General features: G+C 67.7%; 17 protein-coding genes. 14 read left to right on the top strand and 3 right to left on the bottom strand.

Translation table 11 applies throughout. The features are described from left to right. Window positions 1–607: 607 nt before the first annotated feature. Window positions 608–1,762, top strand: a complete 1,155-nt coding sequence (locus CYQ11_RS29045; protein ID WP_181143629.1) for an AAA family ATPase — start codon at window positions 608–610, stop codon at window positions 1,760–1,762. 188 nt (window positions 1,763–1,950) lie between these two features. Here the strand turns inward: CYQ11_RS29045 and CYQ11_RS10425 are convergent, their stop codons facing one another. The 3 genes from CYQ11_RS10425 to CYQ11_RS10415 form a co-directional block, all read right to left on the bottom strand. Continuing rightward, a complete protein-coding gene (locus tag CYQ11_RS10425) occupies window positions 1,951–2,526 on the bottom strand; it encodes a GNAT family N-acetyltransferase (protein ID WP_205041768.1) in 576 nt (191 codons plus the stop codon). A 12-nt stretch (window positions 2,527–2,538) separates the two neighbouring features. Then, window positions 2,539–3,873 carry an NsdA family TPR-like regulatory protein gene (locus CYQ11_RS10420; RefSeq protein ID WP_205041811.1) on the bottom strand — a complete coding sequence of 445 codons (1,335 nt, stop codon included), beginning with the start codon at window positions 3,871–3,873 and terminating at the stop codon, window positions 2,539–2,541. A 220-nt stretch (window positions 3,874–4,093) separates the two neighbouring features. Further along, complete coding sequence (locus CYQ11_RS10415) at window positions 4,094–4,429, bottom strand: GntR family transcriptional regulator (protein WP_240003502.1); 336 nt, start codon at window positions 4,427–4,429, stop codon at window positions 4,094–4,096. 161 nt (window positions 4,430–4,590) lie between these two features. Here CYQ11_RS10415 and CYQ11_RS10410 point away from each other — a divergent pair, with 161 nt between their 5' ends. The 13 genes from CYQ11_RS10410 (at window position 4,591) to CYQ11_RS10350 (ending at window position 12,556) form a co-directional block, all read left to right on the top strand. Continuing rightward, window positions 4,591–5,118, top strand: coding sequence for a WhiB family transcriptional regulator (locus CYQ11_RS10410; RefSeq protein ID WP_099200466.1), 528 nt, complete (start codon window positions 4,591–4,593; stop codon window positions 5,116–5,118). After that, window positions 5,115–5,333: a hypothetical protein gene (locus CYQ11_RS10405; protein WP_099200467.1), complete on the top strand. Its 219-nt coding sequence runs from the start codon at window positions 5,115–5,117 to the stop codon at window positions 5,331–5,333. Before CYQ11_RS10410 ends, CYQ11_RS10405 begins: the two co-directional genes overlap by 4 nt. Then, the gene (locus tag CYQ11_RS10400) at window positions 5,330–5,992 is read left to right on the top strand and encodes a hypothetical protein (RefSeq protein ID WP_099200468.1); all 663 of its coding nucleotides are present in this window, start codon (window positions 5,330–5,332) and stop codon (window positions 5,990–5,992) included. The genes CYQ11_RS10405 and CYQ11_RS10400 overlap by 4 nt, the downstream gene beginning before the upstream one ends. Then, complete coding sequence (locus tag CYQ11_RS10395; protein WP_099200469.1) at window positions 5,989–7,443, top strand: DUF2637 domain-containing protein; 1,455 nt, start codon at window positions 5,989–5,991, stop codon at window positions 7,441–7,443. The genes CYQ11_RS10400 and CYQ11_RS10395 overlap by 4 nt, the downstream gene beginning before the upstream one ends. Next, window positions 7,443–7,829: an RRQRL motif-containing zinc-binding protein gene (locus tag CYQ11_RS10390; RefSeq protein WP_099200470.1), complete on the top strand. Its 387-nt coding sequence runs from the start codon at window positions 7,443–7,445 to the stop codon at window positions 7,827–7,829. The genes CYQ11_RS10395 and CYQ11_RS10390 overlap by 1 nt, the downstream gene beginning before the upstream one ends. 30 nt (window positions 7,830–7,859) lie before the next feature. Further along, window positions 7,860–8,051, top strand: coding sequence for a hypothetical protein (locus tag CYQ11_RS10385; RefSeq protein ID WP_099200471.1), 192 nt, complete (start codon window positions 7,860–7,862; stop codon window positions 8,049–8,051). Window positions 8,052–8,144: 93 nt separating this feature from the next. Then, on the top strand, window positions 8,145–10,409 hold the full coding sequence (locus CYQ11_RS10380; RefSeq protein WP_104650981.1) for a P-loop NTPase family protein: 2,265 nt from the start codon (window positions 8,145–8,147) through the stop codon (window positions 10,407–10,409). A gap of 140 nt (window positions 10,410–10,549) precedes the next feature. Then, a complete protein-coding gene (locus CYQ11_RS10375) occupies window positions 10,550–10,801 on the top strand; it encodes a hypothetical protein (RefSeq protein WP_099200473.1) in 252 nt (83 codons plus the stop codon). A gap of 142 nt (window positions 10,802–10,943) precedes the next feature. Beyond that, window positions 10,944–11,132 (top strand): hypothetical protein, encoded by a 189-nt coding sequence (locus CYQ11_RS10370; protein ID WP_099200474.1) that lies wholly within the window; start codon window positions 10,944–10,946, stop codon window positions 11,130–11,132. Window positions 11,133–11,149: 17 nt separating this feature from the next. Then, on the top strand, window positions 11,150–11,374 hold the full coding sequence (locus CYQ11_RS10365; RefSeq protein ID WP_146104667.1) for a hypothetical protein: 225 nt from the start codon (window positions 11,150–11,152) through the stop codon (window positions 11,372–11,374). After that, window positions 11,371–11,613 carry a hypothetical protein gene (locus CYQ11_RS10360; RefSeq protein ID WP_099200476.1) on the top strand — a complete coding sequence of 81 codons (243 nt, stop codon included), beginning with the start codon at window positions 11,371–11,373 and terminating at the stop codon, window positions 11,611–11,613. Before CYQ11_RS10365 ends, CYQ11_RS10360 begins: the two co-directional genes overlap by 4 nt. Continuing rightward, the gene (locus CYQ11_RS10355) at window positions 11,610–11,987 is read left to right on the top strand and encodes a hypothetical protein (protein WP_099200477.1); all 378 of its coding nucleotides are present in this window, start codon (window positions 11,610–11,612) and stop codon (window positions 11,985–11,987) included. Before CYQ11_RS10360 ends, CYQ11_RS10355 begins: the two co-directional genes overlap by 4 nt. A gap of 17 nt (window positions 11,988–12,004) precedes the next feature. Next, a complete protein-coding gene (locus CYQ11_RS10350; protein ID WP_099200478.1) occupies window positions 12,005–12,556 on the top strand; it encodes a hypothetical protein in 552 nt (183 codons plus the stop codon). Window positions 12,557–12,583: the final 27 nt, after the last annotated feature.

Here is a 12,583-nt window from a genome sequence, read left to right as displayed (position 1 = left end):
GCAGTAGGATCGCACAGCACGGCCAACGTCACCGTGTATCCACCGGAGCCAAGTATTCCATTTCTTGTTGCTTGGGTTGATGGCGTGGCGTGCCTTGGTCTCCCTCTAGCCCGTACCTCAATGCTGCGCTTGGCGACGGCTGTCGGTGAAAGACGCCCGGATGGCCTGCAGTCCGTGTTCCGAAACATGCTGCGGCTCAGAGCTGGTCTCGCTAGCCTGTGCGTGACTGTGCTTCGTTGTCGCGCTTAGGGGAATGAGGAAGAGCAGGTTGACTGGTGTTTCTCATGCCAAGGCTCGGCTATGGAAATCGATGCAAGGTTTTCGGCCCGATGCCCAATTGGACCGTATCGAGTTTTCCGATGATGCTGCTTTCCCGGGGCAGGTAGTAGATTTTCGATCCTTCACGGTTGTTTGTGGAACACATGGGTCGGGCAAGAGTTCCCTGCTTGGCTACATTGCTGAATGCCTAAATCGAGGTTCCACTCATCCCGACGAGCCGCCGTTTGTTGGAAAAGGGAGAGCGGGCTACACCTGCCGAAAGTATCGCCCGTCCCTCCATGGCGAATGTCGCATTTTGTTGCGCAAAAAAGATGAGGTGGTCAACTGTGTGGTTGACCTGGGAAAGCCTATTGAAGAGCATCCATCCGAGCCGGATGGGCCCTGTGATGTCTATACGCGCCTCCTGACGCCATACACACTGTCAAGCGAAGTGCAGATGTTCTTTCAGGATTTCGATTTGGAGTGCCTGAAGTCGGTTGATTCTTTAGGAGGGCCGGAGGTCCAGACGCGGAACGACTTGGATGCCCTCAGGGATATCTTGGGCGTTCCTTACGATGAGGTTATATATCTGCCAGTGGAGACAGATTCCCTCGCTCCTATCTGGCCGTACGTCAAGGCTCGAAGGGGAAACGTTTGGATCGACTCGCACTCTATGAGCTACGGCGAACTGTGTACCCACTTCATTAGGTGGGCCGTTCAAGACTCACGCGGGGGGATCATCCTCCTTGATGAACCTGAGGCGAATATTGCACCGCGTGGGCATGCGGCTCTGCTGGATGAGTTGGCGAGGTTGGCAAGGAAAGCGAAATGCCAGGTAGTCCTGGCCACTCACTCTGCGGAATTCTTAAGTCGAGTTCCTCTGGATTGGGTGAGAATGTGTGTACGCCCTACGGTGAGCCCCGTAGTTACCACTCCTACGCGTGCGTCCGACTTGCGCGACACTCTTGGTGTTGAGAATCCACTGAGGTGCGTAATTGTGGTGGAAGATGTGGTTGCGAAGTACGCAACTACAGTAATTCTCGCGGCCCACAAATTTGCGGCCATCAGTGAATGCGAGATAGTGGCTGCTGGATCGTGGTCTGACGTCTTGGTGACGGTTAGAACGCTTTCGACCTCAAGTCGACTGAAGGTCGTGGCTGTGTTGGACGGGGATCAAGCAAGCAAGGCTTGTAATGAATCCTCGATCTTCTGCCTGCCGGGGGAGGAGCCGCCAGAGAAAGTCTTATTTAGATATGCCGCCGCCAGGCCGGATGAGATGGCGAGCAGATTGGACTGCTCGCTAGCTTCCATGACTGTGTACCTAGCAGAAGCATTCGGCCTTGAGCATCACCGCTGGCTTCCTGTTCTTTCGCGCCGAACGGGGCAGGACTGGCGTTACTGTCTGCGGGTTATGTTTAATATCTGGCACGAGGACCCAGTTAATCGTGAAAAATGCGAGGCCCTCGTCAGGGGTATCGAGGAGAGCGTTTCGAGGTCGTCTTAGGGTTTTCGCCTGCTTGGCCTGATCGAATGACAAAATGGGGCTCGGGAGCTCCAGTCGAGTGAGGCGCCATCAGGCGCCTCGCATCCTCTCGTTGTGGTCGAGAGTGTCAGCACCGAGTCGATCGATGTCTGGCATCACAACTTTGGGGGGCGCTAGACAGTAAGAGCGCCCCCCAAAGTCCTTTGTGACTACGAAAGAAGGGTCTTGGGGCCTTCTGATTGGCTCTCGGGCCATTCCTTTGCGAGGGTGGAGAAGAGAATGCTGTCTCTCCATACCCCGTTCGTGTGCACGTGGTCGCGGAGGACTCCCTCGCGCGTGAAGCCCAGACGTTCGATCAGGTTGATCGATGCGAGGTTGTCGGGGCCGATGGCGGCGCTGATGCGGTGGAGGCCGAGCGTGCGGAAGCCGAAGTCAATCATCGTGCGGGCTGCGTCGGTGGCGTAGCCCTTGCCCCACTCGGACGCCGCGACCGCGTAGCCGAGCTTGCCGGCGCGGACGCCGCTGAGGCCGATGCGGCAGAAGCCGATGACGTGGTCGCTCGGCGGGGCGACGATCGCCAGGTAGTACTCATCGCGGGGTTCTCGCTGGGCTCGGCTTATGGCGCCTTCGAGCATTTCCTGAGTGCCCTGGCGGTCTCTGCTGTCGAAGGAGAGCCAGGTGGTCACCCGGTCATCGCCCACGATTTTCAGGGCATCGTCGACGTCGTCCATCGTGAAGTCGCGGAGGACGACGGCATCACCTGCGAGTCGGATGGGGTACGGCACGTAGGTTCTCCTTCAGCGGGGCAGCGACCTGAGGGGGGTACGGGTGAACATCTCGATCCGCTCTTGGAGCTCGCTTCCGGAGGGGGCGAGCGGTGAGCGGCTGAGGGCCTTGTGTACCCGCATGGCGCTGTTGATGATGCCGTTGATTCGGTTCTCCGGTGCCAGCTCCAGAATCGGGCTTACCGCCTCGTCGGCACCCTCCAACTGCCCTAGGTGGATACGCGCGATGGCAAGGTCGGCTCGGCTGCCGGCCGCGTCCCCGAAGGCCCATTCCGGGCCGCTCGTGTCGGCGTAGACGTCAACCGCCTGGGCGGCGTAGTCCTGAGCGGTGCCGGCCTCCGAGGGGAGCCAAGCGAGTGCATCCGCCGCGTAGTAGATCTGGCGCGTGCGGCCGAACGAGCACAGCCCGCCGAGCTCGTCGACCTCGTCCGAGCGAACCTCGTTCCAGGCGTCTTCGGCTCGACGGATCGCTGCGTGGGTCTGGTTGACGTTGCCGAGCGCTGCCCAGGCGCGGGCCTCGCTGATCGGGAGCCAAACAGAGGTTGTGCTGTGGCTTAGGGCAGCGAATTCCGCTCCGGACTGCGCGTACTTCACGGACTCGTGGAGCCGTCCGGCCCAGTAGGCGATGAGGGCCTGGAGCCCGCGGATCCACGCGCGGAGCCCGTTGTGATCGGCGTTCTCGGCGCAGAGGTAGGCGGCCCGAGCCTGGGTCATTGCCGCGTGAGGGTCAGCGAGATCGTGGGATGCCTTCGCGAGTAGTCCGCTGGTCACGCCTGTCAAGAAGTACAGCTGCCGAGCCTGCTCGGGACGCTGCCGGCTGTCTAGGAGGGTGTACAGCGTCTCCTGGGTCTGGACCAGGTCGCCGAGGAGCTCTGAGAGAGGACGCTGGGGGTAATCGGTCGCCAGCTGGCGAACGTCCTCGTGGATCTGCTCCATCACTTCGCCGGTGAGGTTCCCCTGGTTCGCCGTGAGAGCGAATGCTTTTGCCCGTCGCGCTGCCAACGTGATCAGCTCCTTGTCTAGGTCGGGCTGGCCAGCTGCGACCACCAGTCCCGAAGGCGTGCGCTCCACCGCAGAGGTTGCTGCCTCCCACGGTCGGAGTAACTCGTTCAGCGGCTTGCCGAACATTGCCTGCAGGACGCGGCGGGTTACAGGGGTGGTGTTGCCCCGCTCGCCACTGGCGAGACGCCGCAAGTGGCGGGTGCTGAGGGTGGCGTCTTCGTTGAGACCGTCGGCGATGCGGCCGAACTCCGCGGCGATCTCCTCGTAGGTGCGGTCCTGCTGCCAGAGCAGGTGTTCAAGCACTGTCCGGGGTTCTCGGCCGTTCCTGCTCGCGGTGTCAGCCACGGTGCCCTCCCTGTGTCCCCGTGTCCTACATGCCTTCAGGGTGCAACGAGTAGTGGGGGTGTGTCCGCGCCTGGTCCGGCAGGGGTCCGCCGTTGGTCCGGCAGTGGTCCGGGTCAGGCCCTCGTGTGGTCATGGTGACTCATCTGAGAGTTGTCGGCGGGAGGAATCGACGATGAGTCAGGCACTTCTGATGCGGGATGAGGGAAGGCGTGCAGGCGCCTCACTTGTGACGTACAAGCTCCTCAAGCACGGCAACGCGCTCCTTCAACTGCGCGACTTCGGCTCGGATCGCATCAAGGTCGCCCGGTCGGTCAGGCTGGCGGGCCTTGTCTGCGACGAAGCTTCCTCTCGCGCCGGCGGACTCGATGAGCCCCTCCTCGCGCAGGATGCGAAGGCCGTTCTGCACGGTCTGAGTAGCGACACCGAATCGCTCCGCCAGCTGCTTGTGAGTGGGCAGCTTCCGGCCCGGCTTGAGCACTTCATCAGCGATGTCCTTGCGGATCGCGTCGGCAATCTGCACGGACGGCAGGCGGGGGTCATCCGGGTCGATGCTCATGCTCGCAAGCGTATCCAGCAGCTCGAACTAGAGCGAGGTCCCCCGAAGGGGTTGTGATCTAGCTTGAGGTAGTTCAAGCTAGCCGTGCGCGGTCGTCTCCGGCCAAGAGAATTCCGGCCGCGCTGCACCAAGACCTGTCCCGATCAAGAACAGGAGTGGTGATGGCTACGTCATTAATCGGGGGTACGCGTACCGCTCATTTGGTGGCGCGTCCCTCCGGAGCGACTCTGGCGTTCGAGCTGGCGCCGGACCCCGGCTTGGCCGGCGCCTTGTGCGTCGCGGTCGAGCCGGAGCTGTTCTTCCCCGAGAAGGGGGACCACAAGACCGCCAACCTGGCGCGGGAGATCTGCGCCCGCTGCCCGGTGATCGAGGCATGCCTGGCTGACGCCCTCAAGATGGAGGGCGGCCGCAGCCACAGCAGCCGATTCGGCATCCGTGGCGGTTTGACCCCGAACCAGCGCTACCAGCTCTCTCGGCGCATGCGCCAGTCCGCTAGCGCCTCAGAGGCCGCTTCGCGTCCGGTTGAGGTCTCGACGGTTCCGGAGCGCAAGCCCGCTCCGTGCGGTACGCGCCGCGGCTACTTGCGACACCGCCGCGAGGGCGAGAACGCGTGCGAGGCGTGCCTGAACCACGCCGCGGGCGGGCGTCGCCGTCTCACCGCCGGCACGGCCGAGGGGGCGGCGGCATGAAGCCCACCATCGGAAGGCCCGCCGGGATCAGCGCGCTGGACGTGCCGCTTGAGCAGGTGCTGCAGGAGCTGCGGGCCGCGCAGGCCGGCGACGAGCTGGCCGAGCAGCGACACCAGTTCCTCGACCTGGACCCCGACCTCGTGCGCGCCGACTACACGCAGCCCGCACCGTACGGCGGGGACGGGCGACACGGCACCGCCGGGGATGCGCGATGAGTGAGTGGTTCCTCAACTCCGACCGCCCGCTCTACACCCGCCAGCCCGAACCCCGCGACTGGTGGACCGGCGTCGCCGAGTCCTTCTACAGCTTCCTGGACTTCTCCGACGCGATGCTGCGCCGGTCCCTCGCTGTCCATGAGGCGGGGCACGCAGTGCTGAACATGGCGTTCGGCATCCCGATCGCCGAAATCGGCGTGCGCGATGACCTCGGCAAAGTCCCCAGCGACGGGTTCGCAGCGTGGGTGAGGACTTGTGGGAACTGGAGCGTTCCCTACGTGCGCTATCTCGCGATGTGCGCGGCGGGGGAGCGGGCCCAGGAACGGTGGATGCGCGAGCTGGGCCTGTGGACCCCTGAACGTGCCTGGGTAGTCGAACGCTGCGCAAGCAGCGACCGTGAACTCGTCGCCGACAGCCTGCGTACGGCGCGAGGTATGGAACTGCACTTCGGGGACGGGAACGGGACGGCGGGTGGCATGCACTACGCCACCATTCAGACAGCTGCCGACTCAGCCCTCGCTCACCTGTGGGACCAGGTCCTTCACCTGGCCGCTGCGGTGGATGAGCACGGTCGCCTCACCGGCCGCCAGGCCGCGCACCACGCCGACATGACCGGGGTCGCCATCCCGTGCGACGAGCACGAGGCGGTGGCGGCATGAGTGACCTGGGCAGCTGGCAGGAGCAGCGCCGCCGAGACCGGCTGGCCGATCGGGAGCAGGATCGGGCCGACACCGCTGCGCGGGCAGTGGAGCGGCGCGAGGACCGTCGGCTGGAGCGTGAGCAGGACCGGGCGGACCGGGCGGCCGCCAGGAGTGAGAAGCGGCAGGACAAGGCCGGCCGCGCCGAGCGCTGGCGCACCCGGAGGGCATGGCTCGTCGATCACGGGGCGCTGATGTGCACGGGCGTCGTCATGGCTTGCGCCATCGTTCCGGCTCTGGCCGCGCAGTTCACCGCGTTGTCGACCGCCGGTGTTGGGCCGCTGCTGGCCGCGCTGCTGGCGGCGATGCTCGAAGGCGGGGCGTGGGCGGCGACGTTCGGGGCCGCGGAGGCCGCCCGGCAGGACCGCCCGACCGGCCGCTACCGGGCTGCCACATGGGCCTGTGCGGCGGTGGCTGCTGCGATTAACTTCTCGCACGGCAGCCACGACTACGGCCTGTGGCTCGGCGTCGTCCTGGCCGTCGCGTCGCTGTTCGCGGTGGGGATGTGGGAGCTGCACCTGAACGGCTCCCATACCCCCTCCCGGGAGGAGCGTGAGCGGGCCCGGCATGAGCGTCGCCGCCGGTGGCACCACCGCAAGGTGTGCCGGATTGCTGGCCGGCTCATCACCGCAGCCCCTCATGGGACGCTCACCGCGGAGGAGGCGTTCATCGCCGCGTGGCGCGTCCACCACGGCGCCAACCCGGGGCTGACCGCTCAACTCCTGGCCGACCGGCTCGCAGCGGAAGCGGGGCTGGGCGAGGTCGTCGAGCAGGCCGCCGACAGCGGCCCGCAACGGGTCACCGCCCGACTGTGGACCGTCGGCGACGAGGGGCTCCCGGTCCTCGGCCGTACCTGCCCCGTACCCCTCAAGAAGCAAGAGAACCGGCCCGACTCCGTGGCGGATCGGTCGATGGCTGGCCTGCGGGTTTCCGCGCCTGTGCCGCTCGACGGGTCGGCCGACTCTTCGGCCGCCCGGCCGCTGGCACCGCTGCCGGTCCGACCGGTACGCAAGGCGGCCGACGGCCCCGCTGGGAAGCCGCGGAGTCGGGCCGTCGCGGAGTCGACTGGGTCGGCGCCCCGGCGGGCAACCGGTCGGGTACCGGTCGCTGCCCGGTATGAGGCAGCCGGTCGACGGACCGACGACGAGCTGCTCGACACCGCGCGTAAGCAGACCGCGGCGTGGCCCGATGACGAGCTGAACGCGGAGCGGTTGCGGACCACGTTGCGGATCGGTGCGGCGAAGGCCCGGTATCTGCGCGACATCCTCCAGGCCGAGCGTGCCGAGATCACCGCCCAGTTCCAGGACGACGAGACCGACCGACGGCACGGCCTACACCTCGTCACCGACGACGCGGCCACCATGCCCGCCGGCCTGCAGGACCTCTTGGTGCCGTCCGGCGGAGACCGCTGATGCCCGCCGCGTTCGCCGAGTGCTACGACCCGACCGGGGCCCGGCACGGGATACCCACGTACCCGTGGCGCCTGGCCCCGGACGGGCTGGCCACCCGCCGACAGCTCCGCGCTCACGGACTGCGTCCCGGCGGGCAGCCGGTTGTCGCGCAGGTGATGTTCCACTCCCGCCGCCGGAAGACCGGGGTGCAGGTGGGCTACCTCTACCGCGTCGACCGCGCCCTGCCCGTACGTCCTATGACCCCGGGCCGGGCCGCGGCGCTGGCGGCGGCGATGCTCGCCCGCCGCACCTGCCCCACCTGCCGCCAGGACGCCGGCTACTGCATCCCCACCTCGCTCGGGGAGTGCGTGACCTGCGCCTATCCCGAAGACCAGCGCGTTCTCTGACCACCTTCGGTTCATCCAAGGAGATCTGTCATGCGCACCGTTACGTACAAGTGGAGCGCTGAGCTCTACGTGCACGGTAGGGCCGTCGCGGCTCACGGCACCGTCAGCGGGCCTCGCGGCTACAGCGTGGATGACGCCTACCGGGACTTCTGCGCGGCCATGGCCCAGCGCGGCGTGCAGCACGTTGTAGGCAGCTTCCGCGTCCGGCGGACTCAGGGCTGATCAGCCCCTTCCTGCACTCGCGGGGCCCGGACGGTCGGCCGTCCAAAGCGCCGTCCGGGCCCCTGACTCCCACTTCAAGGAGCAGTTTTCATCGTGACGGAGATAGACGTTTCCGGACCGCCTGTTGAGGCGCCCGAGGAGAAGACGGCGGAAGTCGTCGACATCACCACCAAACGCCCCGCCGCCCCGGCTCCCGCCCCGGTCGAAGCGTCCGCACCTGCCCCGCCGGCAGAGACGGACGAGCACGAGGGCGGGGCGCGCGCTTCGGCCGGGGCTCCCGAGCCGGAGCAGGTGGCTAGGCCGGGTGCCCTGGAGGTGGACGACTCCGGCCCGGTGCTGGTCGACCGGTTGGCGCCGGTCTCCTCGGGTCCGGGGCTGCTGGACCGGGTCAGGGACTCCAAGCGGCTGGACGTTCTGCCTGGCTGGCTGAAGTCCCGGGCGGAGTTCACGGATGCGGCGGCATGGCTGGCCGGCCATGTGGGCCACACCGTTGCTTTCCACGCGGTGCGCTCCCCGCTGTATGCGGCGAAGCTCATCGGCCGGTCCCCGGCGGGTGCTGCGCGCATCATCGGCGGGCGGATGCGGTGGGTCGCCGACATCGAGAGCGAGCCGCTGCGGCAGGCTGCCGCGAGCGCGGAGAACGCTGAGGAGTACCTGAAGCTGACCCGGCAGCGGGACCGTAGGGTGCGCTGGCGTGGCGCGGTTGCCGTCGCTACCCTCCCCGTGCTCCTGGCCCTGACCCTGTATCTGGTCTACGGGGCCTCGTTATGGCTTCAGCTGGCGGTACTGGCAGTGACGGTGTGCTGGTGCGGCATCCTGGGCGCGCCGGCGGACAAGCCGCTCTCCAGCCGGGCCGTCATCAAGCCTGAGGTGCAGAAGCTCACCAGCGACATGGTGGTCAAGGCCATGGCCTCCATCGGCATTGGCCAGATCGCCTCAGCAGTCGCCAAGGGCCTGGACGGCATCAAGTTCGTCGCCCCGATCACCAGGGAAGGCCCGGGCTGGCGCGCCGATATCGACCTCCCGCTCGGTGTCACCGTCGGCGATGTGGCCGACCGGCGAGCCCGGCTCGCCTCCGGTCTGCGTCGCCCGCTGGGCTGCGTGTGGCCGGAGGCCGACCCGGCCGAGCACGAGGGGCGCCTGATCTTGTGGGTCGGCGACCGGGACCTGTCCAAGACCGGCATCGTGAAATGGCAGCTCGCGAACGCGCGCCGTCACGATGTGTTCAAGCGTGTCCCGTTCGGCCTGGACCCGCGGGGGCGCAGTCAGTCGGTGCCGCTGATCCAGCACAACGTGCTGATCGGCTCACAGCCCGGCCAGGGCAAGACTGCCTCGGTGCGTGTGCTCGCCTGCGGGGCGGCTCTGGACCCGAGCGTGGAGCTATGGCTGCACGAGAACAAGGGCACCGGCGACCTGGACGCCCTTGCCTGCGTCTCACACCGGTTTGTCTCCGGCATTGACGACGAGTCGGTCAAGTACGCGGCCGACTCCCTCAAACTGCTGCGCGAGGAGGTCATGCGCCGGGCTGCGGCCATCAAGAAGCTGCCGCGGGACCTGTGCCCGGACAAGCGCATCACCCGCGAGATCGCCGACAAGCGCTCCCTGAAGCTCTGGCCCTTGCTCGCCGTCTTCGATGAGTGCCAGAACGTCTTCGCCCACTCCGCCTACGGCAAACAGGCGGGCGAGGACGCCGAGTTCGTCATCAAGCTCGGGCGGGCCCTGGGCGTGATCCTCGTGCTGGCCACCCAACGGCCGGACAAGGACTCGCTGCCTACCGGCATCAGCGGCAACGTCTCCATCCGCTTCTGCCTGAGGGTCGCGGGACAGGTGGAGAACGACATGATCCTCGGCACCTCCGCGTACAAGAACGGCGTGCGCGCCACTGCCTTCCGCCCGGAGATCGACGCCGGTAACGGCTACCTCGCCGGCGCCGCACCGCTGCCGACCGTAGTGCGCACCGCCTACCTGGACGACCCGGCCACCAACGCCATCGCCCAGCGCGCCCTCGCGCTGCGCAAGGGCGCGGGCACCCTGTCCGGGTTCGCCCTCGGGGAGGAGAGCGAGACAACTGCGGGGCCGTCGTACGACCTGCTCGCCGACATCGCAGCCGTCGTCCCCGCGAGCGAGGAGCGGGTGTGGAACGAGCGAATCGCTGCCCGTCTCGCCGAACTGCGGCCGGACGTCTACGCCGGATGGAAGGGCGAGAACGTCACCTCCGCGCTGAAGCCGCACGGCATCAAGACCACCGGCGTGGCTGGAACGACGGACGACGGAGCCCGCACCACACGGCGCGGCATCGTCCGAGCCGACCTCACCAAAGCCATTGCAGAGCGTGACGGAAATCCGGGCATCGCATAGCCCTCGATCGCCGCTACCGGTAGCAGGGCCACCTGCTACCGGTAGCACCCCCGCTAGCACCCCACACTGCCCGCCACCAGCGATCTAGCGCATAGCACCCCACCTGCGCAAACCCCGGAAACCGCCCTGGAGGGCCCCCGATGACACCCACGCTCCTCGCTATCACCTGCCTGATCATCGTCACACTCGGTTACGCGGCGATGTGCGCTGCCAGCCCGTTCGGCCGCTGCCGCAAGTGCCGCGGACTCGGCTTCGCCATGAAGACCGACCGCAAAGGCCGCCCCCGACGCGGCCGCCCCTGCCGCCGCTGCGACGGCCACGGCATCCGCATCCGCGTCGGCCGCCACCTCTACAACGCTGCCGCACGCCTCCACCGCGACGGCACCCGGTGATCCGCCGCCCGCTCTACCTCGCTCTCATCGCCGTCCTGCTCGGTCTCGCCGTCGGCAACTGCTCCGGCCAGGACACCGGCCCAGCCGCCCCGCCACCCGCCACCCGCCACCACAGCCCAACTCCCGTGAAAGGAGGCCCGCCGTGGCCCTGACCGTCTCCATGGTCTTCCTGTTCGGCCTCGTGCTCTGCTTCCTCCTGCGCTCCAAGTCCCTCGGCTACGGCTCCGCGTTCATCGCCATCATGTTCGGCTTCCACCTCGCCTCGACCGGCGCGGCCGGACCGGTGAACCAGCTGACCGCGGCTGTCGTCAATGCCCTGGGCAACCTCTGACCCGAGAAGAGGCCCCCATGCCCGCACCCGGCACCACCCCACCGCCTGGCGCTATCAGCCTCATGGCCGCCGGCAACCTCCGCGACGCCCTGGCCGCCCACGCCCGCGGCGACGTCCCCGCGGCCATCAGCGCGCTGATGAGCATCGACCCCGAGTCCTGGCAGGCCATCGAACACCGCCTCGCCCGCCTCGGCGCAACCACCGCCGACCTCCTCAACACGATGAGGGAGTTACGCCCGTGAACCCCGATCTCCTCGCCGCCGGCGTCCTCCTCGGCCCCGGCCTGATCCTCGGTCCGGTCTGCCTGTTCGGACACCGCCTGGCCCGCCGGCACGACGAAGCCGCCGCGGCCGCCATCGCCGCCTTCCGCCCCACGCCGCCCACGCCCGCCCCGGTCCCGCCGTCCCCGGGCGAACCGCAGCCCGTGGCCGTCGTCGTCCACCTCGATGCCCACCGCCGCAGGACCCGGAGGGCCGCATGACGAACATCCCCCCTCCCCGCCGCCTGCACCACGCGATCCGGGACCTGTTGGCCCGCCACCGGCTGGCCATCCACTACTGGGCGGGCTGGGTCTCCACGAGTAGGAGCGGTCGAACGGTCGGCCCCTGGCCCGTCCTGGCCCTGCACCGCTTACCCGACCCCGACTGCACCACCTGCGGCGGCCAGGGCGAAGTGACCTGCGCCGGCCCCGACGTGGACGAACCGGGCTACGACGACTGCCACTGCGCACCGTTCCAGCCCCTGGCCTTCATCTGGCTCCCCAAGATCCCACGCTTCCCCCGCCGCCGACGCCCGGCTGCGCACGACTCCTGGTGCACGGATCCGGCCTGCGCCCACGACCAGCTGCCGTTCTGACCCCCAAGAGGAGAGACGTGTTCGACATCCGCATCATCTGCGACAGCCGCGACGTCGATGCCATCACCCGGCGCCTGTCCGGCGCATTCGACATCAGCGCCATGAGCCGCCCCTACCCCGCTCGCGGTGGTGACAGGGTCCGCCTGTACATCACGGCTGACCACTCCCAGTGCGTCACGGTCGACCGTGCATCTGCCGCATCAGTCGCCCAGGACTGGCCGGACGCCGAGACCGCCTACAAGGGCGCCCCGCCGGTCCTCAAGGAGATGAACAACGTCCTGGGGCTGTCCTTGCAGCTCGGTCGGCCCGGCGGCCGCACCCCCGCCGCCGAACGCGAACAGCGACTTCGTAAAGCGGCGCTGCTCGACCGCATCGCCCTGGACGAGGCCGCCACCTACGCGCCGGACGTGGCTGCCAACGCGGTGGAGGCCGCCGAAGCCGCTGCCCTTGCCTTCGCCCGAGCAGACCACGAGCCGGGATGCGGCGAACAGCCGATGGGGCATGAGGGCGAGGCGTCCTACCGCGGCTACGTCCGCCAGGCCTACGCCCGCTGGCGCACCGGCCAGTAGATACGCCCGGGGCGGGCGTCTCCGGCC

Origin of the sequence: Streptomyces cinnamoneus (genome assembly GCF_002939475.1) — a bacterium.
GTDB lineage: Bacteria > Actinomycetota > Actinomycetes > Streptomycetales > Streptomycetaceae > Streptomyces > Streptomyces cinnamoneus_A.
The sequence above is the reverse complement of the archived record's forward strand: the minus strand, read 5'-3'. Positions and strand labels throughout refer to the sequence as shown.